The organism is Endozoicomonas sp. SCSIO W0465 (assembly GCF_023716865.1).
Classification (GTDB): Bacteria; Pseudomonadota; Gammaproteobacteria; order Pseudomonadales; family Endozoicomonadaceae; genus Endozoicomonas.
This window is the reverse complement of record NZ_CP092417.1, coordinates 3,239,000-3,261,401: the sequence shown is the minus strand read 5'-3', so window position 1 is coordinate 3,261,401 and position 22,402 is coordinate 3,239,000. Positions and strand designations below refer to the sequence as shown.

Sequence of the window (22,402 nt, the reverse complement as noted above, 5' to 3'; positions counted from 1 at the left end):
ATCAGCCATCCTGGTCCGGCTTGGTGATGGACTTCACCGCCCACATGGCACCGTCCTCAAAGGCGGTCTGGGCCAGTGCCGTGCAACGGTCGTTGTTGCCACAAGCGGCAATCTTGTCAATCAGGGCAGCCGCGATCTGTTTTATCTCGTCCACATCGCTATCACCGGCGGGATTGAATGTGATGCCAACCCGGTATTCGCCTTCGGTCATGAGGTGTCTCCATTGTGGTAAATAACAAACGTCATGATCTGACGGTGCAGTCTGGCGTGCTCTTCAAAGCCATCCATAATGTTGTCCAGCAGCACGCGCTGGACCGGGTAACCACCCAGGTTACCGGTGTGGTTGTGCAGTGCTTTAACTACCTGGTGCGCCAGTTGTTTCGATTGCAGGTATTTGCGGGTGTAAACGTCGATCTGGTAACGGGACGCGTGGATCTGGTCCACGGCAGAGACAGAAATAGAGACAGGATCGCTGATCAGCGTATAGACCACGGCAGGCAACTGCGGACCCCGCAGCAGGCCGTATAGGGAAGCGGTGGGTAAAGCGGTTTTCAGGTAGTTGAACAGACCTTCTTCAAGCAGCATGGCGTCGTGCCTGTCGGCGTCGATAGGACAGCAGCCGCTTCTCCAGCAGCGTGCCGAAATTTTGGGTAATGCCACGCCAGTGGCCATCGATGGCGTGGCGCATAAAGGGCTGCGCCGGTGAGTGTTCGGTACCCAGCTCAACATAGTGGGCATAGGGCGTATAAGCACCGATGCGCACCTTGACCAGGCCGTTGGCTTCGTCCGGTGTGCTGCCAAGATTGCGGTTGCCGTAGCCGGTCTTGTTGATGTAACTGCGCCGGCGGATGCGGCTGCGCAGGAAGCCGGGGCGAATCTCAACGGTGCCACCCTTGCGGCTTTTGCGCTGGCGTGGTTTTGGGTCTTTGGCAACCGGCGCGGTGGCCTGCAGGTGTCGGTACATGGGCAGGCTGGCGGTCATCAGGGCACTGCGGATCACCTTGGCACCGGCGATGCTGTCGTCGTTGCTGATGTCGCGCAGGGCTTGTTCGATGTCCGACAGGCCGTTGATCTGGATGGAGACGTCAATCATGGCAGCAGGTTATCTGAATAAAAGGGTTGTAAATTAGGCCGATTCGGCCTATTATATTCACCAATGGCCGGGCACACCGCCAAGGCCGAACACCGAGAAGCATCGATGAGCGAAAAACGCGAACAACTCGAAATTGTCAAGCTGGAGCTTGAAATCGAAAACCTTAAAAAGGATCTGGTTTACAAGGATTTCAAAATCAAGGCGATAGCATGGGGTCTTTTCTTTTCAGGGCTGACCTTACTGGCAAAACTTAAAGGAGGCGGGGCGTAAGCCCCCCTTTCCAAAGCGAGCGTGACGGCATGACCAACGTTGAAAAAGACATTCAATCCGACCTGGATCGCATCCATCGGGCTGCCCGCTGCGAAGCGAACCGTACCTTGCTGCTCTGGGGTGGATTCGGAGCCTTTTGTGCCATTACCCTATGGTGGCTGCTATGACAGCCACAATCCGACAGCAGGTGCTTGCGCCTTTTTCTGCGCAATGGCCACAGCCGACCGGCAGCGAAGTTCGGGCACTGCTTCAGATGGCCGACCTGACCGGCGGCAAGGCAGCTGCGCTGGTCGGTGTGAACCCACGAACCGTCCGCAAATGGGTGGGTGAGGAACAGAAGATTTCATACTCCAGCTGGGCATTGCTGGCAGAGGCGGCAGGGTTTGGTGAAATCTGGAAGTCGTGAGTTTATAAAATGAACGACGCAGGTCGTCAGACCCGCAGGTCTTCAATAATCATCCAGCTTCAAAATATGCTGATACTCTTCCAGCAATTTTTCATGCCGCTGCTGCAGCTCGGTTTTCTCACTTCGCCGTCTGGCCAGTCCCTTGCCATGAAAAGCACCCATTTTTCTGGAGCACTTCTCGTCGATGACAAAATCGTGCAGTGCCTGCCAGCTGTCCTTGCTGGTTAGCTCACCAGAGAAATACTTGTCCAGCACGGTATAGGTGCCCACTTCAAAATTGGGATCAATCCAGCCCGCGTATTTATAGGCCACCAGTTTGTCGGCCCATGTACCGGCAGTCTTGCCGCCCTTGATAATGGTCAAAGGCGGAATTCCGCCTTTGCACTTGAGCGCTTCAACAAATGCTTTCGTCTGTTCATTTTCAAGAAAGTATTTCGGCCTTGTCTTATTCGCTTCTCCGCTTGCCTTCCACATATCAGTAAGAGAGACCATACCATTCTCGTCGACACGTACTGTTTTTCCACACAGGGTTAAGTCTTTCATGCAATGTACTCCTATCCCGAAACGGGATAAAAAAAACCATCCCTGGCAACCCAGGTTCGTCAGATAGCGATAAGAAGGTGTAACGGTGGCGGGCTATGCCCACCTTCTGGCCAGCAACGCATTGACCGGGTCGATCAGCACGTCACCAAGATCGCGGTTATGAATGCTGTCACTGTCGTGGACAATGGTTTTCACCATGTTGGCATTGATGCCAAACCGGGCAGCCACGTTCTTGTAGGACCAGTTCTGTCTGACCAGCGCCTTGACCTGCTGGCGCTGCTCACCGGTCAGTTCGACCTTCTGCGGTTGCTGCGCCAGGCCCATTTTCTGGCGGTGGTAATAAATGACGTCCCTGGACAGGCCCAGCGCGTTTCGCATGTCCAGCACGGTAGCACCGCTGTCGTGCAGCTGCCGGATCTGGTCGCGCAGTCTTTGGGTCCTTTCGTTGCGGGTCATGAGGGTGCCTTGAAAGTGACGGTAGCGTTTCGGTCATCCAGCAACCGGCGGTTGTAGTCAATGCTGATGCGGCAACGCCGAAAGTCGTCACCGGTCAGCGCCCACTGCTTTTCTGACAGCTGGTCAATGCGCTCATGAATCCATTTCTCTTCAATGGCTTTCTGGTTGTCCGGCACAATCAACTGGTACTTGCTCATGTCAGCTCCGGCATGATCACGTTAACCACTTCCTGCAATGGCTCATCAAAATCGGGATTGTTCAGACGAATGCTGTCTTCGCTGCAACTGGTGAGGATCTTCAGCCACTTATCTCGGGCATCGATGTTCAGCACACCCGCCACGCCCAGCTTTCGGTTCTGCCACCAGATTCGCCAGGTGTGGGTCATGTCGTCCAGCTTCGGATCGTAGCGCACGGTCACCACCACGTCGTTCTGGCCAACAAAACCGCCGGCAGCGAAAATCTCTTTGGCCGATACCGGCCGGATGGCGGCCCAGCACTCGGTGACGGTCTGCCAGCATTGTGGCTCGTCGGTCAGCGGGTCCGCAGGGTCGCAGGCGATGGGCTGCTCAATGATCACCCGGTGTTTCAACTGGCCGGGAGCGGCAGGACGCTTCACGGGTTGCTCCGGATACGGTAATCGTTCAGCAGGTAGGTGTACCCGTAGGGCATTTCCTCCAGGTTCACCTCAAGGGCCGCTTCACGGTTTTCGTTCAGCTAGCTGACCATCAGCAGGGCGGCCTGTTTGATCACCGGGTCAACCACCAGGGCGTGATCCACCGGTGGCTCCATGGCGTCCAGTGCCGCCTGGCTGGCCAGCACCGGGCGGTTCAGGTGCCGTTCGATGCCCAGTTCCACCGCCTCACCGATACCGGTCAACACCGACCGGGTGTGGTCATTATCCACCTCCCGGCACCAGAGCAGCATGTCGTCAATAGATAACCAGTGACTCATGACTTGGTCTGCGGCTGGGCAGCCTGTTGCAGGAATTTCACCGACTGTCCGCTGGCATCCAGCAGCGCGCCGTCGTGGCGGCTGAAGGCCAGGAAACCCACCTGCCCCTTGCGGGTGTAGACGCTGTCGGTCATGCGGAACAGGGTCACGGCCATGACGTCACGGATCAGGTAATTGGACAGCTGGCCAAACAGGATGGACTTGGCATTCCCCGCCGGTGCCGCCATGTACTGGTTAATGACGTAGGGATAACCCAGGATCGTGTCCGGTTCGCTGACGGCGATGCCCGGTATCCACAAGGGACGGCCCTCGTTGTCTTTCAGCATCTTGATGGTTTTCAGCGCCTGGTCGGCAAACATGAACCGGGCGTTCATGCGATAGATCGGGTCAACGCTGTGCTCCAGCTTGATCAGGTCGTCAAAACCCACCGTGGCAGCGGTGGCGGCGGTGGCTCCCTTGCTGGCGGAGGGCACAATGCCATCGGGCTGACCAGTGCCGGTGCCCAGGGTAAAGTGCCGGTTGGTGATGCGGCTGATGCGCTGGGCCAGCAGGCGAACCACGTACGCTTCGATATCAATGCGTGAGTCCTGCAACAGCTCAAACGGCACGGCGACGCCCTTGGAGCTGTACTTCCAGGCACCAATGGTCTTGATCCCGAAGGTGGGGTCTTCGTCGGTGACGGCGGTGTTCTCGGCGACGATCTCACCTTCCTGGTCCAGGTTGTCGGCCACCGGCCATTCGATGGGGACGCCGGAGTCGGTCTGCTGGATGGTGGCCACCAGTCGCATGTTGCCGAACAGCTTCATCTCCTCAATCAGCCGGGTGGCGAAGTCGGTGGGCACCAGGTAGCCACCGGCGGTGTCGGTACCGGTGGACAGGTCAGCGCGCAGCCGGCGCTGTTCTACATACTGGCGCTGATCAACGTCAAGAGATTCCACGCCGCCACGGATAAAGCTGTTAAATATGCTTTTCTCCATGTGGATACGGTTGTCGGCCTCATCGTCAGATACTCCGTCCCGTTCGCCCCGTTGTCGGGTAATGGCGTGGTCGGCGGCTTCGATTTTCAGTTGTTCTTCCAGCCGTTCCAGCTGGTCATCGATACGCCCGATCTCGGCGACAATGGCGTCGTACTGCTGGTTGTGGTCGTCGTTCCAGTGTTCCGGTTCGACGCTGTCCAGTAATTGTCTGGCAGTACTGGCGGCCTGGCTGCGTTGTTCTCTCAGGGTTTGAATATCCATGGTGATTTCCGGTGGTGAATAAAGGGGCGTCGTCCAGCTCGGTGGCCAGCAGGGCAAGGCAGAGCAAAAACGTCCTGTGCATGGTCAGGCAATCAACGCCAGCCGTCGTTCAAGGTGCGCGCGCAGGGCGGCAGGATGGGTTGGTTGATAACTGTCTGGCGGATGCCGGTAGGCACTCAGGTCGAACACCCGGTCTTCGATCTGCGGTTCGGTGTCGGTGATGCCGTTGGCAATGCGGTCGGCAAAACCGTGGCCCACCGCCTGCTGTCCGTTCATCCAGGTCTCGGCGGCCATCATGTCCACCACCTGTTCGTAGCTCAGGCCGGTGCGGCTGGCGTAGGTTTTGGCGATGCTGTCGTCAATGGCGTCCAGCAGTTTCGCGTGTTCACGCAGCTCATCGGCGTTGCCCATCATGAAGGTCCAGCCCTGGTGGATCATGAAAAACGCGCCGTCACTGATGCGCACCTCGTTGGACCCCATGGCCAGAAAGGTGGCAGCACTGGCAGCCAACCCGTCCACATGGGCGATGACGTGTGCCGGATGCTGGGCCAGTGCCGTCTGCATGGCGCGGGCGGTGAACACGTCGCCACCGGGTGAGTTGATGCGGACATTGAGGGTGTCCACATCCAGACCATTGACCTCACGAACAAAGCTTTCGGCATCGATGCCCCACCAGTCGTCAATGACGTCATAGACGTAAACAGTCGCCTGCCGGTCATTGGTCTGTACCCGGATGCCGGAGTTCTTCGGGTTCTTCTGAATCAGGTTCATCAGTTTGCGCGGGTTCATGTTGCTCACCGGTGACAGGTTGATAAAGCGCGTCGCCGTCATCCACGGGCCGCAGGTTCTCTTCCCGGCGGATCTCGTTGACGGTCTTCCAGCCGGGGTTCTGGTTGCCACCCAGGGCAATCTGGTGCGCTTCATTGCGGGCCTTGATGTCACCGCGCAGCAACGCGTTGACGTCAAACTCACTGAAGTGCAGGTGACTTCTGAACAGCTTGCGGTTCAGTTCCTGCTCAATGCGGGTCAGGTGCGGGCGCAGGGTGTAGCGGACAAAGCCGATGGACTGCTGCTCGATGCCGGTGCCCCAGCTGGTCGTGGTCTCCTGCGCACCGATCATGTGCGGTGGCACGCCGAAGATGCGGGCAATGTCCAGGACCTGGAACTTGCGGGTCTCCAGCAGCTGCACGTCGTCGGCCTTGATGTTCAGCGGCGCAAATTCACCGCCCTCGGTAATGATCGGCGGCAGGTGCGCCTGTTCAGCGCCAACCACGTGGGACTTCCAGTACTCGCGCATCATTTCGAACTGCTCGCGGGTCAGCTTCTGCGGGAACTTGATGTAACCGGGACTGGATATCCCCTGCTTGAAATAGAGGCCGGTGAACTGGTCAGCACTGAGGGCATTGCCGACACTGTTCAGCGCCGCCGACTTGATCACCGACATGCCGGTCTTGCCGTTCCAGCCGACGCCGGGAAAGTGCAGGATGTCGCTGGGGTAGAAACCGACAAAGGCAATGTCGTCCCGGGTGGCCCTGGGCAGCTGCTCCCGGTCCGGGCTGATGGCGACGATGTAACTGAGTTCACCCTCGACCAGCCGGACATTGACGCTGGCCGGGTTGACGTAAATCAGCCGCCGGACCCGGCCGTTCAGGTCGCGGTCAATCACCGCGTAGGCGTTGCCGTCCAGCAGCATGTCGGTGACCAGGGTCTCCCAGAACACCAGCGCGGTGACCATGGGCGACGGCTCCAGGCAGAGCTTCAGCAGCAGCGGATGGTGGTCGCTCTCTTCCCGGATGCCATTGGCCTTGCGCTGGTAAACCTTCAGCGGGATCGAGGCAATGGCACCGGAGATCAGCGACACACAGGCAAACACGGCGGCCACCTGCAGGGCGCTCTGGTGGGTCACCACCGAACCGGAGTGGGACTTGATGCCCAGCACGTCCATCAGTTCTTCAAAGGTGCGGCCCCGGCTTTCAGCGGCGTCCGCTTCGGCCCTGATGGTGGCCAGCTCCTGTTTAACCCGGGCCAGTTCCTGCTGCAGTTGTCGTTTGCTGTTGAACCATTTCATCCGGTCATTACAAAATCAGGTATTGGTGTGTCGTGGTAACCGTCGTCCGGTGCTTCTTTCACCATGGCGCGGGACATGGCGGTGATCAGGGCCACCGGGCCGTCGATCTTGTTGTCCGGCGTGTCCTTGTTCGGGAACACGTTCTCGTTGCGGTCGACGCGGGCGGTGACGTTGGACATCATCCAGTTCATCACCGGGTGCTGCTCGTGGTGCAGCCGGCCGTCAATGATCAGCGCCTGGATCTCTTTCATCGGGTCACTGAGTTGCTTGACGGTCTGGCCCACTTCGGTCATGACCCGTTCGTCCTCTTCCGCCAGCTGGGTGGCCAGCTGAGTGGCACCCCACGGGTCGTAGGCGATTTCCAGCGGGTGGTAACGGTCCGCCCAGTCGTTGATGGTCTGGCGAATGGCGTCGTAATCGACGATCTGGCCCGGCGTCAGGGTCAGCAACCCCTGTTCTGCCCAGGCTTTATACAGCTGCTGGACGTGGTGCGACTTGCCGCTGCGCTGGTCGTCTGTCTGCACCTCTGGCAACCAGAAATGCACTTTCAGGTGATAGCGCCGCTCCTGATCGCAGAACAGGGCGACCAGGGCGGTGATGTCCAGCTTGCTGGCCAGGTCAACGCCGAAGTAGCAGGGCAGGGTCTGCAGCTGCTCTTCGCTGGCCAGCGCTGGACATCGTGACCACAACTCCATGTTGAAAAACACGTCTTCACCGGCACCCCAGATGTCCAGCCGCTTGCGCTTGAACTCACTGGCAGCGGCCGGGTTCTGTTGCGCCTTTTGGCACAGGCGCTGCATGTCCTCCAGCTTGACCGAGATGCCCAGGTTCGGGTTGGCCTTGATCCACTGGTCAGGGTCTTTCCACTGCTCCGGGTCGTCCAGGGTGTAGATCATGCCGAAGCAGCTGTCGTCGTCGATGACGCCCTCAAGCACCTTGGTCAGGTAGTTGCGCACCTCGTAGCAGATGCCGGTGCGGTCACTGCCGGCGGTGGTGATGACCAGCAGCAGTGGCTGTTGCCGGGCAGCCAGGGACAGCTCCAGCACGTCGTACACACGACGGTTCTTGTGCGCATGGAGCTCATCGATGATGGCGCAGTGGGTGTTCTTGCCTTCCAGCGTGTCGCTGTCGCTGGCCAGCGGCTTGAAACTGCTGGCGCTGGCTTCGTGGCAGACGCTGTGGTTGTAAGCCTGCAAGTGGTAGCGCAGGGAGGACTGGCGGGTCATGTCGCGGGCAGCGTCGAACACAATGCGTGCCTGGTCGCGACTGGTGGCGGCGCTGTAGACCTCGCTGCCCGCTTCGCCGTCCTCTTTGAGCATGTACAGGCCAACAGGTGCAACAAAGGTGCTTTTGCCGTTCTTTCGACCCACTTCGATATAGGCAGAGCGAAACCGGCGGGTGCCGTCTTCTTTGTACCAGCCGAACAGGTTGACCAGCGAGAAGGTTTGCCAGTCGCTGGGCGTGATGGACTGACCGGCCCATTCGCCCTTGATGTGGGGCGTCAGGTTGTAATAGTCCAGAATGTCCTGGGCTTTTTCCGGACTGAATGCCAAACCACGTTGGTGACCGTGGTGCAGGTCGTCAATGAATCGCTGGCAAGCCAGGCGCACCCATTTGCAGGCGGCTATCTCTCCGTCAATAATCTGGTTGGCGTAATGCCAGGCGTCTTCCCAGTGTCGGGCCACTAAACACCTTCACGGGCCATCCGCCGTTTCTTTTGCCAGGCTTCGTAGTCGTCATCAGGTTTATCAATGTTAGTGTGGATGCGGGTTCGGCTGCTGGGCGTCATGCCAAATTCACGCAGGATCGACAACAGCTGGTCCAGGTACTTCTGTGAAATCTTGAAGTACGGCGACAACGCCGGATGGCCGGTTCTGGTTTTGATCACCGGGCCGTATTCGTCCAGCTTCTCATTGCTTTCCTGCCACTTGGCATAGATCCGGCAGTACAGTTTCAGTGCCTGCACGTCCATAACCGTCAGCACACCGGCTTCCTGTAAATGACCAGCGACCTGTTGCCAGTGCTGTTGTTCTGCTTTGGTCAGGCCGTCGGGCATGGAGATATCAGCCGTTGGTGGTTTTGGTTCCTTGTCGTTCAAACGGCAGGGTTGCGCGGTGCCGCGCAGTACTTTCAGATTGGTCGGTAGTGGGTGTGGGGCTGCCATATCAGGCCACCTGTTGTTCTTTCATGGTGAAGGTCTGTCCTGTGGTTTCATGCACCGCGTCCTTACCGGTGAAGGTTTGCCAGCGACGAATAATGACGTCGCAGTATTTCGGGTCAATCTCCATCAGCAGTGCCTGACGTTTTAATTTTTCGCAGGCGATGAGGGTGCTGCCAGAGCCACCACAGGGATCAAGGACGCGATCACCGGGCTGGCAGGAGTTCTGCAGCATGCGCATGATCAGCGCCACGGGTTTCATGGTCGGGTGCTCTTTGCTGGTATTGGGTTTCTTTGCCTTGATGACGGTTGATGCCATCACGTACTGCCAGGACTTGGCCAGCTTAAGCAGGGCTTCGTGGCTCATGTCGTCCAGTACCAGGTTGGCGTCCATGATGGTGGTCTGTGTCCGGCCACCGTACCAGCTGTGTTCTCTGCCCTCTTTCCAGCCATAGATAATGGGTTCGTGCTGCCAGTGATAATCTTGCCGGGACAATTTGAAATGCTGTTTCATCCAGATCAGGGTTTGCGATAGTTTCCAGCCAGTGTCGGTCAGGGCTTCACGAAAGGCGACGTTTTCACTGTCGGCATAGGCCACGTAAATCGGGCAGCCGGTTCTGGCTACAGCAAAGGCGTTTTCAAATATCCGCGACAAAAACTGGCAAAAGACCGTCGACTCCATCCGGTCGTTTTTGATCGTCAGTTGCTTTTCAGTACCACCCTGGTAATTCACGTTATAGGGTGGATCGGTCCAGATACAGTCGACCGGATAATCACCAACCAGCTTCCGCATATCCTGCTGGATGGTACTGTCACCACACAACAACCGGTGGTTGTCCAGTAACCAGACGTCCCCGGTGCGTGACAAGGTATCGTTATCGTCCGGCAAATCAGGGATCTTATCGTCCTGGTCGGTGCTGCGGGTCATTTTCTCCGGCAACATTTTCTGCCAGTGCTGATCGTCGAAGCCGGTGATCTCGGTATCAAAGTCAACGGCCTTCAGTTCGGTCAGCTCCAGCATCAGCAAGTCTTCGTCCCACCCCCCCCCTTGTTCGGACAGCCGGTTATCTGCAATCCGGAAAGCGCGTTTCTGTTGCTCATTCAGGTGGTCCAGAACAATGCAGGGGATCTTATCCAGCTGCAACAATTGCGCCGCTGCAAAGCGACCATGGCCAGCGATGATTTCACCGTCACTGTCGATCAGCACCGGGTTGTTGAAACCAAACACTTCAATGCTGCGGGCAATCTGTTGTACCTGCACCACGTCGTGCTTTTTGGCATTGCGTGGGCAGGCTTTCAGGTGGCTTATAACGAAATCTTTAATTTTAACTGTGTTTATATACAGTACTTAATAGAAGTTGCACGCACAAAAAAAGAGCTGGACGCGCGCAGTCTTTATTGAAAGGGCCAGAGTTTTGACCCGCCCCCTGCCCCTTGCAGCACTAAGACGTAGCGCCCTGTCTAGTCAAGGCTGGATGCCTTGCGCGGCAAGGGCTGCAGCCAGCTGGCCACAACAGGGCCGGTCGTTGGATTCAGCCTGCGTCTTCAGGCGGTGGCAGGTGTCGCAGAGGCTTTGCAGGTTGCTCAGGGCATCGTCACCGCCCCGTGACTTTGGCCTGATATGGTCAACACAGGTTGCCCTGGTGAATTGACCTGCCTGATGGCAAACCCGGCATAGCCAGCCATCGCGGCGCAGGACCTGTGACCGCAGCCTTGTCCACTGATGGCCATAGCCGCGCTGGCTACTGCTGCCCTGTCGTCCGTTGCGCCAGCCGCCGGATGTGTCGGATGGGCGAACCCGTTGCCGGTCACTGTGCTGCTCACAATAGCCATGGTCCAGCGTGGTTCGGTGGCGGCAGCTTCTGACACGGCAGGGTCGGGCGATTCGGTCAGGCATTACTCGATGACCTCTTCGGTCTCGGCAAAGGTCCGGATGATCTTCATGGGCGTGTAAGGCCGGATGCGAATGGTGCGGGCAACCTGGTCTTTTTTGGGTATGCAGCGCACGCCCATGACGCTGTTGTCGGTGCGGATATAAACCAGTGAGGCCAGGTCGTTATCCTGGCATTCATCCAGTGCGGCCCGCAGGGTGGCACCGGTCATGGGGCGTTGCAGGTGGCTGCAGGCTGGTATCATTATCACGGTCAAAAGGCAAAGCAATCTGAGGCGGTGCATTCAGGTCATCTTGAGCAATGGCAGTTATCGGTGGCTTGATCAGCTGGTGCAGGTTGTATGCCGAATGGATAATGGGCTTCTTGATTATTTTTTCAGCAATGGCAAAATCAGCACGGTCATAGACAATCAGCCTGCTGTCGTTCAAATCCCGATTTTCATGTATCTCTTGTTCTCGTGCGGTTTTGTTTGCAGCTTTAAGCCGTCGTTTGGTCAGCAGTTTGACTGACAGGCCGTCACCAAGTTTTATGGCCTCACGGAAAACATTCAAATCCCAACAAACCGCACTGAGAATCCCCTGCTTTGGGTCATTGCTGGGTGTGGCAAAACAAATCAAAAGATAATCGCAAAACCCGTTTAAGTATTTCTGATGTTCCGTTTCGTAACTATTCAGCACTGAGCAAAGGCATATTACAGTAATTCCGAACAGCTCTATGAAGTGATTGATATATGTCCATTCCCTGTTTTCTGGCAGACGACAAATAGCTGCGAATCCGTGCAAACATAGAACCACCGTCTGCACTCCTGAAGCAGCCTGAGATTTTCTGCTTTAACTTGGCCATTCGAACATCCCGCTCACTGCCATTGTTATCGAAGGGAATGGTAAAATCTGACATGAAGCGCAGTGTCTCAGCCTTGAACTCAGTGAGTCGTTTGAAGAGATTGTAAGCTTTAGTATTCTTGACTTTCTTGCGCTTAAGCTCCTCTCGTTGCTTCTCCATATAGACGACTTCTTTCATTAGAGCCCGCTGAAGCAACCGGTCATAAATCTTCTCGATTCGTTCACAGACAACACTTGGCATCTGTAGCATACCTATGGTCTTAAAGCCCTTGCAGTAATGCCAGGAAAGCCTCAGTAGCTTCATCAATCGCAACGCCAGTTGATTGCTGTCCCTATCAACAACACCCAAAAGCTCCCTCAGGTGATGGGCATTGCAAAGTACGTGAGTTGCCGCATATGCAAAATAGGATTTCCAATGATCATGAACCAGAACGCCTGCAAATGTTAGCAGTATGCCCATCGTGTCCATGGCCTCACGACCTCGCTTTTCAGACAAGTAGTAGAGCGTCCATTGTTCATCCCGCATAACGTGTAGCCAGTGCAAAGAGCCCTCGGCCCGCATACCCGTTTCATCGGCTCCGGCAACAGACGATTCCCGCAAGGCGTCACGAATAACCTCTTCAGTAGAAGCCAGATTTTCATAGGTTCTGGCCACAAAATTGGCGACAGTGCCTGCACTTACACTCATTTTATAGAGAGTATTAAAATACTCTGACACGCGCTTAAAAGGCAGGAAATGGTATTGGTTAAGATAGACGGCCATAGCCTGTGTGGCTGAGCCATATTGTGCGGCAGCGGTAACACCTTCCGGGAATTCAGCCTGATTCCGACAACCACAAGTGCAGATTTTTACTTCAGCTCTATGGGCCGTTACTTCAAATTCACCCGGTCTCCCTGGTTCAAACACCTGTCGTTCAATATATTTGACCGGCTCACTATCAAGAAGAGACGCCTGACATTTATTGCATTCTTTAACCGGAAGGTACTCAATATAGTCAGGGATATCGACCTGTTTAAGACAAGTGCCCTGATGCCCTTTCTTTCCACCGGCTTTATTACCAGAAGACTGTCTCAGACTTTTAGGATTGGGTTTTTCATCCGATGGATCGGTACCTTTATCTGCGGAAAGGTCGTCAGAATGATCTGGAGAATTACTGTTTTTACAAGGTTTTTGATAACCATCAGACGATGGCGGCTTGCTGCTGTTTTGACTGTTCTTGCCAACCTTTTCTTCCAATTCTCGACATCGCTCTTCCAGACAGGCAACTCTCATCCGCAGCTCTGCATTCTCTTTCAAGAGAATCTCAGCCGACATAGTTGCGGGTAGTTCTGGAATCATGCTGGCGAATATTGTGGAAAAATGGTGCTTAAGAGGATGGTATAAAAATCAGAAAATTCCAGATTTATGTGGGGGTGCTGAACAGTTACTCCGTTTCTATATGCGGCCTGCCCGGAAAGTCGTACCTCATGGTTTGCTGATGGCGATACTTGATGTATTGATATCTTCGAATGCGCAGGGCAACGGTTATGTCGCGATTACGAATAATGACCAGATCGGTTGCCTGTTTGGTGTCTTCAAAAAATGAACCATACCGGGCATCACCCAACCAATCCATAACGATCAGTTTTTGTGCAGGCAGAAAGCCTTTGGACCATTCGAACTCGTCAGAAAACATCAATTTCTACTCCGTGCTGTTCAAACCCTTCACGCTTTTCACGGCTGAACATATCAATGCGCGGCCCCGGACTGACCCGCCTGACCAGGTCATAGAATGCATCCGGCTTTCGTGAATGCTCTCTTCGTGGTGCGTCAAAACACAACGGGAAGTTTTTGGTGGTCATGAATTCCAGCCCACCCTTTCTGCCGATCAATACAAATTCACAGTTGTATTGCGGCAAGCCTGCGGGCTGAAACCCGCCGTTTTTATGCCAGACCTGAATCGCCAGGTGTTTGAATCCCCAGTGCGTCAGGAGGTCTTTGGCGCACCAGATAAAGCGCTGTGTGGTCCACAAATAAAGGTGGCACTGGTCAGCAGCCGGCAGATCAATGTCAGAAATATCCTCCAGCGTCATCACCGGGTAATCCAGCTCCGGAGTCTGTTCCGGGTGCAGGTCACGTTCAATCTTCTGCATTGGCCAGGGCGGATCGATGACGATGCAGCGGTACTGGCCATCCGGCGGTGGTGTGGTCAGCGCTTGCTGGCGGATACGGTTATTGGCCTCTTGTCGTTCTATGGCTTTTTTCTGACGGATCTCTTTGGCCGCCATCAGTATGGCTTTTTCACCCAGGCTGACGATGATGTCCTGTTCGTTGGGTGGCAGGGTGGCGATGTCGGCGGCGGTGCTGACGCTGACTTTATCTTCTACTACTCTTTGCGCCAGTCTTTCTGTACCGGTTTTTAATACCTGTTTTGCAGACTTAACTGTTGTAGAACCTACATCAAACTGTTTTGCAGCCTCTGATATTGTGGTTTTTCCCGAAGGACGAATTTGTCCTTCGGAACCCCGTTTCAAATTGTCTTCTTTCTTTGCATCCGCAGCTTTACCAGCGGAAATGGCTTTTTGTCCTTTATTCAAATGCCGCCGATGCAAATTCAGCGACACCACAAACCCGACCGGGTCATCATCCTGGTAATCCGCAAACACCGGCTCCACCCCGGCCGCCAGACATGCCCGGTACCGGTTGCGCCCATCCAGTATCTGCCCATCATACAACCAGATCGGTTCGCGCAAACCGTGTTGTTTGATGTCATCAGTCAGGTCAGCCAGCGGCTGCCCGTCCATCAGCGGAAAAATATCCGCAATGGCGTGAAAGGCCAGTTCAGTCATGGCAATTACCGTTGATTAAGCGCAGCCCATCGCTGGTGACGTTGGCTCAACGGTAACAGGCCAACAACCAGGACAGGCTGCATAAACAGAACCCGAACCAGGGTCTGCCCATGCGAGCAAACAGGTGTCAATTCGGGAAAAAAGGAAGCATCTCGGCCGATTGAAGGATCAATAATGGCGAACGCAACAGCCGACTGCGATTCGGATCAAAACCCATCAGACAGTGGTTTTGATGGACTGGCGAGAAAATAGCCCCGTTGAATAAATAACGGGCGCTAAAAAACCAGCGTAGACTTTAATATAGGTTTAAGTGGATATTTTTCAAAAAAACTTGGTTAGCAGCGCCAATTATCGGACAAACAACAGTGATCAAATGCGGTTTTAGACAGGGAGGCAATGTCCTCATCTTGATAACCACCGCCGGTGCATTCTTTGGGTCAAGCCGATGGGTCAGGCGTCTGGCGACAATATGGGCTTCGCGTTTATTCACTGCCAGTTTCAACCAGCACCACACGGCCACCGTCGTCATGCTCGGCCAGCACCGGTTTGTCCAGTGCTTCCAGCTGATGCAACAGGTCGTCTTTCAGTCCTTCAAGGTCTTCACCGGCAACGGCGTCGGGCTTTGCTGACCAGTACTCAATGGCACCGTCGTCGTCAAAATAGACTTCAATGATTTGATAAATCACGCTAGATTCGTTGTCGGAAGTTTTGATGACCCGGTAGTTCCAGCCAGTCATGGCTCATTCCTTCAGGTCATCAAATTGCCTGGCGTCATAAAGCTTCTCACCGACACTGATAATGACATTGGGTACCACTCCAAACTGGCTGATGCGACCAACCTGGTAGGCTGTTTGATCGCCGATCCAGATTTCAACGATTGGATCGCAGTCGCCTGCATAGTCAACGCACTGGTCAATCAGTGCTTTTAATTGCTTCAGTTTCATGTCCGTTAATAAACGTCCTGTGTACCAATCAGCCTGGCATCGACACCAGTGAGCGCCTTGAACTGCTGCGCTTTCTCTTGGACGTCAGCCAGCCATTCGTGTTCGATGTCACTCACGGCAACATCGGGTACTGTAAACCCGTAAACCGTTTGGGTGCAATCCGCGTCAAAACGTTCACTCATGCTGTCCAGTCCCACCTCGTCCGCCCACAGCTCGAGGGTTCCGTCATAGTCATCGGGTGGATTGAACCGATAGCCGGATTCACCCACAATCATGCCGCCGCTGATATCAATACTCATGGTTCACTCCTAAGATTTTTCGGAAAGCATCAGCCAGTCATCCTTCGCCGAATACGGCTGGACGGGTCGACAGCGGACCGCATGCTATCCAGTAATGTGCCAATCATGTTTTGTCTGTTCATCACCACACCTCCGAACCAGAAAGTGTATTGAGGATTCTGAGATTTGCCACTGATCAAAAGACAGGCAATCGCCGATTACGATTTGCAAAATCGTAATTAATGAAACTAAAATCAGTTACAACAAGAGGTCGCTATTGTTGCAGTACCAGAAGCTATTGGAAAAACTGAAGGACAACCCGAAAACCTTTCCCTGGAAAGATGTGGTCAGGCTTCTCACGGCACTGGGTTACCAGAAGGAAGAGATGTCAGGTTCGCGGGTACGCTTTTATCATAAATCGAATAAACATATGCTTCGCTTTCACCGGCCTCACCCGGAAAACCATCTCAAAGGAGGCGCTTTGAAAGACCTGATTGAAGCATTGAACCAGCAGGATTATTTTTCATGACCCAGTATTTTAACTACAAAGGGTATCAGGGCACCGTTGAACCGCAGATTGAAGACGGCACGCTGTATGGCAAGCTGGCGTTTATCGGTGACCTGGTGACCTATGAGGCGGACACAATGATAACCCTGGAGCAGGAATTTCGGCGCTCAGTGGACGATTACCTGGCGGATTGCGCTGCACTGGGCAAAGAACCCGACAAGCCATTCAAGGGAGTACTGAATGTTCGCCTGGGTGCAGAGCTTCACCGAAAGATTGGATTACTGGTCAATAATCGCCGTGGCAAATCGGTCAACGCCTTTATCTGTGACGCCGTCCGGGAAAAACTGAGTCGTATTGACACTGAAGATACCCTCCACCATCACCGGTAGGTCAGAACAGCTGTCTGACCTGCGCCTTATGGTCGGGCCAGTCATACTGGCCACCACTTTTGGTAATGAACCCCTCTTTCACCAGCTTCTGAAAATACCCGCGCACCTGTTTGTCCCGGTAACCATCGCGAATGCAGGCCCGCTGACTGAGTACCTCTTCACCCTGGTCACGCCGGGCCAGCTGCATTTTTTTAAAGGCCGGGTAACTGTGGGACAAAGTTTCCAGGTTTTTTGCTTTAGGTGCTGGCTCCGGATCGGTGGCAACCCCGGAGTCCGGGTCAACGGGCCGTTGCATGAACAGCACACCCAACGTATCCAGCAACCCGGCCAGCAGCAGGATCACCACGCCGGTGATCACGTCAACGGGTACCTGCATGACGTTGGCCAGCAGTGACAGCACCGCCGCCAGTTCAGAGACCTCCGGCTGTGGCAAACTGGCCAGCTGCTCCCGCAATTCAGCGTTGCGCTGCTGCAGTGGTTGTGCGTGGTTTTTGATACGGTCCATGGCCAGATAGGTCTGGATGGCCTGGTTGTTCTGGTCAATCTCGTCAGATACCAGTCTCCGCTGTTGGTTGATATGGTCTGCACTGTCCAGGTTGATGGTCAGCGCCCGGTGCAAACCACCGGCCGATCCCAGCACCGAAACGGTGATCAACAGACCGGCTATCCAACGTCGCTGGTCGTATAATGAGCACCATTTACCCAGCTCAAACACCAGCGCCATGGTGGCCAGGATTGACCATGAAAACCAGCTGTCAGCGACCGAGGTCAGCAGCAAAATGGACAGGATTGCCGACAAACTGGCGGTGATCAAAAAGCCAGAAAGCTGGACAACAGGATAAGAAACGGGAATTTTCATAATTAATTCGCAATTAATTCGCATTTAATTCGCAATTAATTCTCAGGCTCTGGCCTTAGTGCCGCAAGGAAACCCTGTTTCTGAGAATTAATTCGCACTTTTAAAAAAATTCAGCGTTTTTTGATAATCCGGTTATTAAGCGTCAATGTTTTATAACCTGCTTAAAATGACGTTTTTCTTTCACTTTTAACCAGCCGTTCAGAAAACTTTGACCATAAAATCGATAAATAATCTCGTTGGAAGTAGTTAATGTTAATACCGGCTTTTTTGTTAAGTCATTGTCGTTTATTAGCGGTTGACCAGTGGTCAGTAAATCAAGCTGATTCATAAATGCCTCCACTGATTTGCGCAAAAAGCACATCGTCGGCGGTCAGGTTGGGCACCTCAATGGAGGCTTCGGATTGATACCATCGCCGCAGGGCGTCCTGGTGGGCTTCAACAAACAGGCAAAAGGCATCGAATACATCGTGGTTATCCAGACCATAAGCCTGGAACTGCAGCTTCCGTTCCGGCTTCAGTGTGGGTACACCGTATTTCACAAACTGGTAAATGAGTACATGACAGAACACATAGTCTCCCGGGTTCAGTGAATATCCCTGTGGTTTGTCTGTTTTATCAGTGTTATTAACTTGTATTATAGTGCCAATTTTACCGCTATAAGGGTTTTTCGTCGTACTGTTCTCTAATACCTCTGTATTACTACTCTCCGTTGACTTAACGTCATTATTATTACTGCTAATTAATACTTCGTTACCCTCTATACCTGTTTTTTCTGACCGTACGTTCATGTTATTTTCTGAATCCAAAGAGAGATTCATTCTGTTTAATAAACGGTTGTAACTGTTCAGCACCCCCACATAAATCTGGAATTTTCTGATTTTTATACCATCCTCTTAAGCACCATTCTTAAGGTAGACATTAAGCTCCACCCACTGCACAGAAGCCTAATCTTGTACGCCCTGAACAACCATCCCGTGCAGGGTGTTCTCGTTTCGCATTATTTCCCCAGAAGTCCAGTAGCTTTTTAATGCATGAGACCAATGACTTTCCTGCATTCATCAACGATGAAATCACATTACCAAACAGGTGAGTCCCACTTTTCATCACCTTGTGCGTCGAGATTTCCTCAATGCTCCCACTTTCACAGAGGTTCGCCTGTGCAGCATGGGCAAGGTACCTTTTCAACGTCACAACCACAAAGGACATCAGAATCAGGCTAAACACCAGTGTCGCTGATTTGGTGTTAAAACGATGCCACCCTGAATAGGATTTGATCTCTTTGAAAATCAGCTCTATCTGCCACCGTAGACGATAGGCCTGGAGCACATCACTCAAGGTGAACTCCACCCGGTTCAGGTTGGTCACAACGAAAACCCACTTCTGTTTTTTGTCATTCCAGCGGACAACCAAGCGGAATGGCCAGGCTTTGAATCCCGGCCATTCTACATCCAGGTCGAGGCACTGGTCTTTGGGGAAGCCAGACAGTACATCCTTCAGTTTTTGTCCTTTGTAGCGATTGAGATTCTTGCCATCCTCCCGTACCGCGCTGAGTATCGTCGGGTTGATACTCTGAGGTGCCTTGCAGATAAAAGAACCCTCCCTGTCATCAATAGCGGCAAAGAGTTCCAGCTCAAAATAACCGGCATCCATTAGCATCAGGATATAGGCCATGGATGTTGGCAGTGGTGGCAGACAGTCTCTTTCTGAACGGGTATCTTCAGTCAGCTGCACCCGCACCAGGTTGTTGGTGAGAAGATCCATTGTCGTATGAAGCTCGACGGCAGCAGGACTGACCGTTGAGAACCTGCCGGGAAATGCTTCTTTCAGGGCATCATAGACAGCTTGTGACGAACCGTCCTGAATCAGAATGTGCTCAAACTCTGAAAATGGACTGTCTTCATCAAACGCCATGACTTTGCGGGAAAATATTTCCAGACACTGCACCCATAGCCACAGGATAAGAGTAGGCAGCGCGTCCTTTTTAGCTTGATTTGCCCAAGAACGATAAGAGACATTCAGCCCCGTCAACTCGTTAAATTTACGGTGTAGATCCGCCTGGGTATCGCAGTTTCCATCACCAGCGAGGGCATCGATCAGTGAGAGGATAAAATCCAAAGGACGGATATCTCGCTGTCGTATAGTAAAACCAAGCTGTTCCGCCATACTTAGGAGTTCTGACCGGTCGAAACAGGTCAACAGTTTTTTTCAACTAATCTACTATTTGCAGTACTCATCTTGTTCAGCCATTGATAATGGTTTCGAAGCTTTATTGTGGCTGTTCAAGGTGGGTTCTGCCGCCGGAAACGAACCTTTTTTGAGCTTAATGTCTACCCTAAGAAGCACCATTTTTCCACAATATTCGCCAGCATGATTCCAGAACTACCCGCAACTATGTCGGCTGAGATTCTCTTGAAAGAGAATGCAGAGCTGCGGATGAGAGTTGCCTGTCTGGAAGAGCGATGTCGAGAATTGGAAGAAAAGGTTGGCAAGAACAGTCAAAACAGCAGCAAGCCGCCATCGTCTGATGGTTATCAAAAACCTTGTAAAAACAGTAATTCTCCAGATCATTCTGACGACCTTTCCGCAGATAAAGGTACCGATCCATCGGATGAAAAACCCAATCCTAAAAGTCTGAGACAGTCTTCTGGTAATAAAGCCGGTGGAAAGAAAGGGCATCAGGGCACTTGTCTTAAACAGGTCGATATCCCTGACTATATTGAGTACCTTCCGGTTAAAGAATGCAATAAATGTCAGGCGTCTCTTCTTGATAGTGAGCCGGTCAAATATATTGAACGACAGGTGTTTGAACCAGGGAGACCGGGTGAATTTGAAGTAACGGCCCATAGAGCTGAAGTAAAAATCTGCACTTGTGGTTGTCGGAATCAGGCTGAATTCCCGGAAGGTGTTACCGCTGCCGCACAATATGGCTCAGCCACACAGGCTATGGCCGTCTATCTTAACCAATACCATTTCCTGCCTTTTAAGCGCGTGTCAGAGTATTTTAATACTCTCTATAAAATGAGTGTAAGTGCAGGCACTGTCGCCAATTTTGTGGCCAGAACCTATGAAAATCTGGCTTCTACTGAAGAGGTTATTCGTGACGCCTTGCGGGAATCGTCTGTTGCCGGAGCCGATGAAACGGGTATGCGGGCCGAGGGCTCTTTGCACTGGCTACACGTTATGCGGGATGAACAATGGACGCTCTACTACTTGTCTGAAAAGCGAGGTCGTGAGGCCATGGACACGATGGGCATACTGCTAACATTTGCAGGCGTTCTGGTTCATGATCATTGGAAATCCTATTTTGCATATGCGGCAACTCACGTACTTTGCAATGCCCATCACCTGAGGGAGCTTTTGGGTGTTGTTGATAGGGACAGCAATCAACTGGCGTTGCGATTGATGAAGCTACTGAGGCTTTCCTGGCATTACTGCAAGGGCTTTAAGACCATAGGTATGCTACAGATGCCAAGTGTTGTCTGTGAACGAATCGAGAAGATTTATGACCGGTTGCTTCAGCGGGCTCTAATGAAAGAAGTCGTCTATATGGAGAAGCAACGAGAGGAGCTTAAGCGCAAGAAAGTCAAGAATACTAAAGCTTACAATCTCTTCAAACGACTCACTGAGTTCAAGGCTGAGACACTGCGCTTCATGTCAGATTTTACCATTCCCTTCGATAACAATGGCAGTGAGCGGGATGTTCGAATGGCCAAGTTAAAGCAGAAAATCTCAGGCTGCTTCAGGAGTGCAGACGGTGGTTCTATGTTTGCACGGATTCGCAGCTATTTGTCGTCTGCCAGAAAACAGGGAATGGACATATATCAATCACTTCATAGAGCTGTTCGGAATTACTGTAATATGCCTTTGCTCAGTGCTGAATAGTTACAAACGGTTTAATAATCCAAGATTGATCCGGTACCACAGCCGGATACCGTCGTTCAGCCGTTCATGACGTTCCTGCAGTACCCCCAGCGCTTTCAGCCGCTTGCGGGCCTTCTCCTGCTTGTAGCGCGATAAACAGGTCTCGGCCTGCCATTGATTGCGGGTCTTGTAAAACCAGCCGGAACGTTGTTCAACCGTCTTGCAGTGTGACCAGTAGACACACTGGGCCAGAAACAGGGCACAGTCCGGCGACCCGGTCAGGCGCATGTGCGCCTGGGTAACCCAGACGCCGCGCTCTTTTTGTGGTTCGGGTGTGCTCATGCGGCCACCTCCATGCGTCCGGCTTCACAACTCAGCTTGATCTGCTGAAGGACATCAATAATTTGTTCAGCCGTTGAATCTGAACCCAACACCAAGCATTCAGGTGCAAACTCAGTGGAAAACATCGTTGCACTAACCTGATCTTTGCCTCTGACATACACAATCAGCTCATCAAAAATAGTGCCGTTGTAATAAACATTGACCGCGATATCTGACTGCTGGTTAATATCCATGGCCAGCATCAGGATTTGAATGGTTGCGTGCTTCTTGTATTCGAACGGTTTCATGCCGCCACCCTCCAGCCGCAGATCAGTGCGCCGATCTGGGCAGCCAGTGTGCAGGCTTCGTTGTGGCTGTTGGCCGTAATGGTGGTGTAACGCAGGATGGAGTTGTTGACGCAGGTGGTGCAGGTGTCGGCCAGGATGGCCAGCGTATAGGTCTTAGGCATGACTGCCTCCAGTTGATCAGGTATTTG

General features: G+C 53.3%; 35 protein-coding genes. 6 read left to right on the top strand and 29 right to left on the bottom strand.

The window, feature by feature from the left end; translation table 11 throughout:
- Window position 1 precedes the first annotated feature (1 nt).
- From MJO57_RS14470 to MJO57_RS14460, 3 genes are read right to left on the bottom strand one after another with little or no spacing between them, the layout of a single operon-like run.
- Window positions 2–211, bottom strand: a complete 210-nt coding sequence (locus MJO57_RS14470; RefSeq protein ID WP_252026319.1) for a hypothetical protein — start codon at window positions 209–211, stop codon at window positions 2–4.
- Complete coding sequence (locus tag MJO57_RS14465; protein WP_252026317.1) at window positions 208–585, bottom strand: hypothetical protein; 378 nt, start codon at window positions 583–585, stop codon at window positions 208–210. Before MJO57_RS14465 ends, MJO57_RS14470 begins: the two co-directional genes overlap by 4 nt.
- Window positions 575–1,093 (bottom strand): HK97-gp10 family putative phage morphogenesis protein, encoded by a 519-nt coding sequence (locus tag MJO57_RS14460; RefSeq protein ID WP_252026316.1) that lies wholly within the window; start codon window positions 1,091–1,093, stop codon window positions 575–577. Before MJO57_RS14460 ends, MJO57_RS14465 begins: the two co-directional genes overlap by 11 nt.
- Before the next feature lie 63 nt (window positions 1,094–1,156).
- Between MJO57_RS14460 and MJO57_RS14455 the strand changes: the two genes are divergently transcribed.
- Window positions 1,157–1,363, top strand: coding sequence for a hypothetical protein (locus MJO57_RS14455; protein ID WP_252026314.1), 207 nt, complete (start codon window positions 1,157–1,159; stop codon window positions 1,361–1,363).
- A gap of 163 nt (window positions 1,364–1,526) precedes the next feature.
- Entirely contained in the window at window positions 1,527–1,769 is a 243-nt protein-coding gene (locus MJO57_RS14450; protein ID WP_252026312.1) for a DNA-binding transcriptional regulator, read from the top strand.
- Window positions 1,770–1,811: 42 nt separating this feature from the next.
- On the opposite strand, the gene MJO57_RS14445 is transcribed toward MJO57_RS14450, so the two are convergent.
- The 15 genes from MJO57_RS14445 to MJO57_RS14375 all read right to left on the bottom strand — a co-directional run bounded on the left by MJO57_RS14445 (window position 1,812) and on the right by MJO57_RS14375 (window position 13,256).
- On the bottom strand, window positions 1,812–2,312 hold the full coding sequence (locus tag MJO57_RS14445; protein WP_252026310.1) for a KilA-N domain-containing protein: 501 nt from the start codon (window positions 2,310–2,312) through the stop codon (window positions 1,812–1,814).
- 93 nt (window positions 2,313–2,405) lie between these two features.
- Window positions 2,406–2,768, bottom strand: coding sequence for a hypothetical protein (locus tag MJO57_RS14440; RefSeq protein WP_252026308.1), 363 nt, complete (start codon window positions 2,766–2,768; stop codon window positions 2,406–2,408).
- Window positions 2,765–2,965: a hypothetical protein gene (locus MJO57_RS14435; RefSeq protein WP_252026306.1), complete on the bottom strand. Its 201-nt coding sequence runs from the start codon at window positions 2,963–2,965 to the stop codon at window positions 2,765–2,767. The genes MJO57_RS14440 and MJO57_RS14435 overlap by 4 nt, the downstream gene beginning before the upstream one ends.
- Window positions 2,962–3,384 (bottom strand): phage head closure protein, encoded by a 423-nt coding sequence (locus MJO57_RS14430; protein WP_252026304.1) that lies wholly within the window; start codon window positions 3,382–3,384, stop codon window positions 2,962–2,964. Before MJO57_RS14430 ends, MJO57_RS14435 begins: the two co-directional genes overlap by 4 nt.
- A 98-nt stretch (window positions 3,385–3,482) precedes the next feature.
- Window positions 3,483–3,719, bottom strand: a complete 237-nt coding sequence (locus MJO57_RS14425; RefSeq protein WP_252026302.1) for a hypothetical protein — start codon at window positions 3,717–3,719, stop codon at window positions 3,483–3,485.
- Window positions 3,716–4,957: a phage major capsid protein gene (locus MJO57_RS14420; RefSeq protein ID WP_252026300.1), complete on the bottom strand. Its 1,242-nt coding sequence runs from the start codon at window positions 4,955–4,957 to the stop codon at window positions 3,716–3,718. The genes MJO57_RS14425 and MJO57_RS14420 overlap by 4 nt, the downstream gene beginning before the upstream one ends.
- 84 nt (window positions 4,958–5,041) lie before the next feature.
- Window positions 5,042–5,788, bottom strand: coding sequence for a head maturation protease, ClpP-related (locus MJO57_RS14415; protein ID WP_252026298.1), 747 nt, complete (start codon window positions 5,786–5,788; stop codon window positions 5,042–5,044).
- The gene (locus MJO57_RS14410; protein ID WP_252026296.1) at window positions 5,673–7,025 is read right to left on the bottom strand and encodes a phage portal protein; all 1,353 of its coding nucleotides are present in this window, start codon (window positions 7,023–7,025) and stop codon (window positions 5,673–5,675) included. Before MJO57_RS14410 ends, MJO57_RS14415 begins: the two co-directional genes overlap by 116 nt.
- Window positions 7,022–8,710: a terminase large subunit gene (locus MJO57_RS14405; RefSeq protein WP_252026294.1), complete on the bottom strand. Its 1,689-nt coding sequence runs from the start codon at window positions 8,708–8,710 to the stop codon at window positions 7,022–7,024. The genes MJO57_RS14410 and MJO57_RS14405 overlap by 4 nt, the downstream gene beginning before the upstream one ends.
- Window positions 8,710–9,189, bottom strand: coding sequence for a phage terminase small subunit P27 family (locus MJO57_RS14400; RefSeq protein WP_252026292.1), 480 nt, complete (start codon window positions 9,187–9,189; stop codon window positions 8,710–8,712). Before MJO57_RS14400 ends, MJO57_RS14405 begins: the two co-directional genes overlap by 1 nt.
- Before the next feature lies 1 nt (window position 9,190).
- Window positions 9,191–10,483, bottom strand: a complete 1,293-nt coding sequence (locus MJO57_RS14395) for a site-specific DNA-methyltransferase (RefSeq protein WP_256493347.1) — start codon at window positions 10,481–10,483, stop codon at window positions 9,191–9,193.
- 165 nt (window positions 10,484–10,648) lie between these two features.
- A complete protein-coding gene (locus MJO57_RS14390) occupies window positions 10,649–11,080 on the bottom strand; it encodes an HNH endonuclease (protein ID WP_252026288.1) in 432 nt (143 codons plus the stop codon).
- Window positions 11,080–11,286: a hypothetical protein gene (locus MJO57_RS14385; RefSeq protein ID WP_252026286.1), complete on the bottom strand. Its 207-nt coding sequence runs from the start codon at window positions 11,284–11,286 to the stop codon at window positions 11,080–11,082. The genes MJO57_RS14390 and MJO57_RS14385 overlap by 1 nt, the downstream gene beginning before the upstream one ends.
- Entirely contained in the window at window positions 11,252–11,857 is a 606-nt protein-coding gene (locus tag MJO57_RS14380) for a hypothetical protein (protein ID WP_252026284.1), read from the bottom strand. Before MJO57_RS14380 ends, MJO57_RS14385 begins: the two co-directional genes overlap by 35 nt.
- Window positions 11,742–13,256 carry an IS66 family transposase gene (locus tag MJO57_RS14375; protein WP_252017330.1) on the bottom strand — a complete coding sequence of 505 codons (1,515 nt, stop codon included), beginning with the start codon at window positions 13,254–13,256 and terminating at the stop codon, window positions 11,742–11,744. The genes MJO57_RS14380 and MJO57_RS14375 overlap by 116 nt, the downstream gene beginning before the upstream one ends.
- On the opposite strand from MJO57_RS14375, the gene MJO57_RS14370 reads away from it, so the two are divergent.
- A complete protein-coding gene (locus MJO57_RS14370) occupies window positions 13,255–13,503 on the top strand; it encodes a hypothetical protein (RefSeq protein WP_252026282.1) in 249 nt (82 codons plus the stop codon). The genes MJO57_RS14375 and MJO57_RS14370 overlap by 2 nt on opposite strands.
- Window positions 13,504–13,582: 79 nt before the next feature.
- On the opposite strand, the gene MJO57_RS14365 is transcribed toward MJO57_RS14370, so the two are convergent.
- The 4 genes from MJO57_RS14365 to MJO57_RS14350 all read right to left on the bottom strand — a co-directional run bounded on the left by MJO57_RS14365 (window position 13,583) and on the right by MJO57_RS14350 (window position 15,989).
- Window positions 13,583–14,746 carry an MT-A70 family methyltransferase gene (locus tag MJO57_RS14365; RefSeq protein ID WP_252026280.1) on the bottom strand — a complete coding sequence of 388 codons (1,164 nt, stop codon included), beginning with the start codon at window positions 14,744–14,746 and terminating at the stop codon, window positions 13,583–13,585.
- 482 nt (window positions 14,747–15,228) lie between these two features.
- Window positions 15,229–15,483 (bottom strand): hypothetical protein, encoded by a 255-nt coding sequence (locus MJO57_RS14360; RefSeq protein ID WP_252026278.1) that lies wholly within the window; start codon window positions 15,481–15,483, stop codon window positions 15,229–15,231.
- A 3-nt stretch (window positions 15,484–15,486) separates the two neighbouring features.
- Entirely contained in the window at window positions 15,487–15,690 is a 204-nt protein-coding gene (locus MJO57_RS14355; protein WP_252026276.1) for a hypothetical protein, read from the bottom strand.
- Window positions 15,691–15,695: 5 nt separating this feature from the next.
- Window positions 15,696–15,989, bottom strand: a complete 294-nt coding sequence (locus MJO57_RS14350) for a hypothetical protein (RefSeq protein WP_252026274.1) — start codon at window positions 15,987–15,989, stop codon at window positions 15,696–15,698.
- Between the two features lie 277 nt (window positions 15,990–16,266).
- On the opposite strand from MJO57_RS14350, the gene MJO57_RS14345 reads away from it, so the two are divergent.
- A complete protein-coding gene (locus tag MJO57_RS14345) occupies window positions 16,267–16,497 on the top strand; it encodes a type II toxin-antitoxin system HicA family toxin (protein WP_252026272.1) in 231 nt (76 codons plus the stop codon).
- Window positions 16,494–16,865 carry a type II toxin-antitoxin system HicB family antitoxin gene (locus tag MJO57_RS14340; RefSeq protein WP_252026270.1) on the top strand — a complete coding sequence of 124 codons (372 nt, stop codon included), beginning with the start codon at window positions 16,494–16,496 and terminating at the stop codon, window positions 16,863–16,865. The genes MJO57_RS14345 and MJO57_RS14340 overlap by 4 nt, the downstream gene beginning before the upstream one ends.
- A 1-nt stretch (window position 16,866) precedes the next feature.
- On the opposite strand, the gene MJO57_RS14335 is transcribed toward MJO57_RS14340, so the two are convergent.
- From MJO57_RS14335 to MJO57_RS14320, 4 genes are all read right to left on the bottom strand, one after another.
- Complete coding sequence (locus MJO57_RS14335) at window positions 16,867–17,724, bottom strand: hypothetical protein (RefSeq protein WP_252026268.1); 858 nt, start codon at window positions 17,722–17,724, stop codon at window positions 16,867–16,869.
- Between the two features lie 142 nt (window positions 17,725–17,866).
- On the bottom strand, window positions 17,867–18,052 hold the full coding sequence (locus tag MJO57_RS14330; protein WP_252026266.1) for a hypothetical protein: 186 nt from the start codon (window positions 18,050–18,052) through the stop codon (window positions 17,867–17,869).
- Entirely contained in the window at window positions 18,039–18,575 is a 537-nt protein-coding gene (locus MJO57_RS14325) for a hypothetical protein (protein ID WP_252026264.1), read from the bottom strand. The genes MJO57_RS14330 and MJO57_RS14325 overlap by 14 nt, the downstream gene beginning before the upstream one ends.
- A 67-nt stretch (window positions 18,576–18,642) precedes the next feature.
- Window positions 18,643–19,920, bottom strand: coding sequence for an IS4 family transposase (locus MJO57_RS14320; protein WP_256491761.1), 1,278 nt, complete (start codon window positions 19,918–19,920; stop codon window positions 18,643–18,645).
- Window positions 19,921–20,091: 171 nt separating this feature from the next.
- On the opposite strand from MJO57_RS14320, the gene MJO57_RS14315 reads away from it, so the two are divergent.
- The gene (locus MJO57_RS14315; RefSeq protein WP_252017330.1) at window positions 20,092–21,606 is read left to right on the top strand and encodes an IS66 family transposase; all 1,515 of its coding nucleotides are present in this window, start codon (window positions 20,092–20,094) and stop codon (window positions 21,604–21,606) included.
- Here MJO57_RS14315 and MJO57_RS14310 read toward each other — a convergent pair whose 3' ends face one another.
- Genes MJO57_RS14310 through MJO57_RS14300 form a run of 3 tightly spaced genes read right to left on the bottom strand, consistent with a single transcriptional unit; the run spans window position 21,607 to window position 22,375 of the window.
- Window positions 21,607–21,927: a hypothetical protein gene (locus MJO57_RS14310; RefSeq protein ID WP_252026262.1), complete on the bottom strand. Its 321-nt coding sequence runs from the start codon at window positions 21,925–21,927 to the stop codon at window positions 21,607–21,609.
- Complete coding sequence (locus MJO57_RS14305; protein ID WP_252026260.1) at window positions 21,924–22,214, bottom strand: hypothetical protein; 291 nt, start codon at window positions 22,212–22,214, stop codon at window positions 21,924–21,926. The genes MJO57_RS14310 and MJO57_RS14305 overlap by 4 nt, the downstream gene beginning before the upstream one ends.
- The gene (locus MJO57_RS14300) at window positions 22,211–22,375 is read right to left on the bottom strand and encodes a hypothetical protein (protein WP_252026258.1); all 165 of its coding nucleotides are present in this window, start codon (window positions 22,373–22,375) and stop codon (window positions 22,211–22,213) included. The genes MJO57_RS14305 and MJO57_RS14300 overlap by 4 nt, the downstream gene beginning before the upstream one ends.
- Window positions 22,376–22,402: the final 27 nt, after the last annotated feature.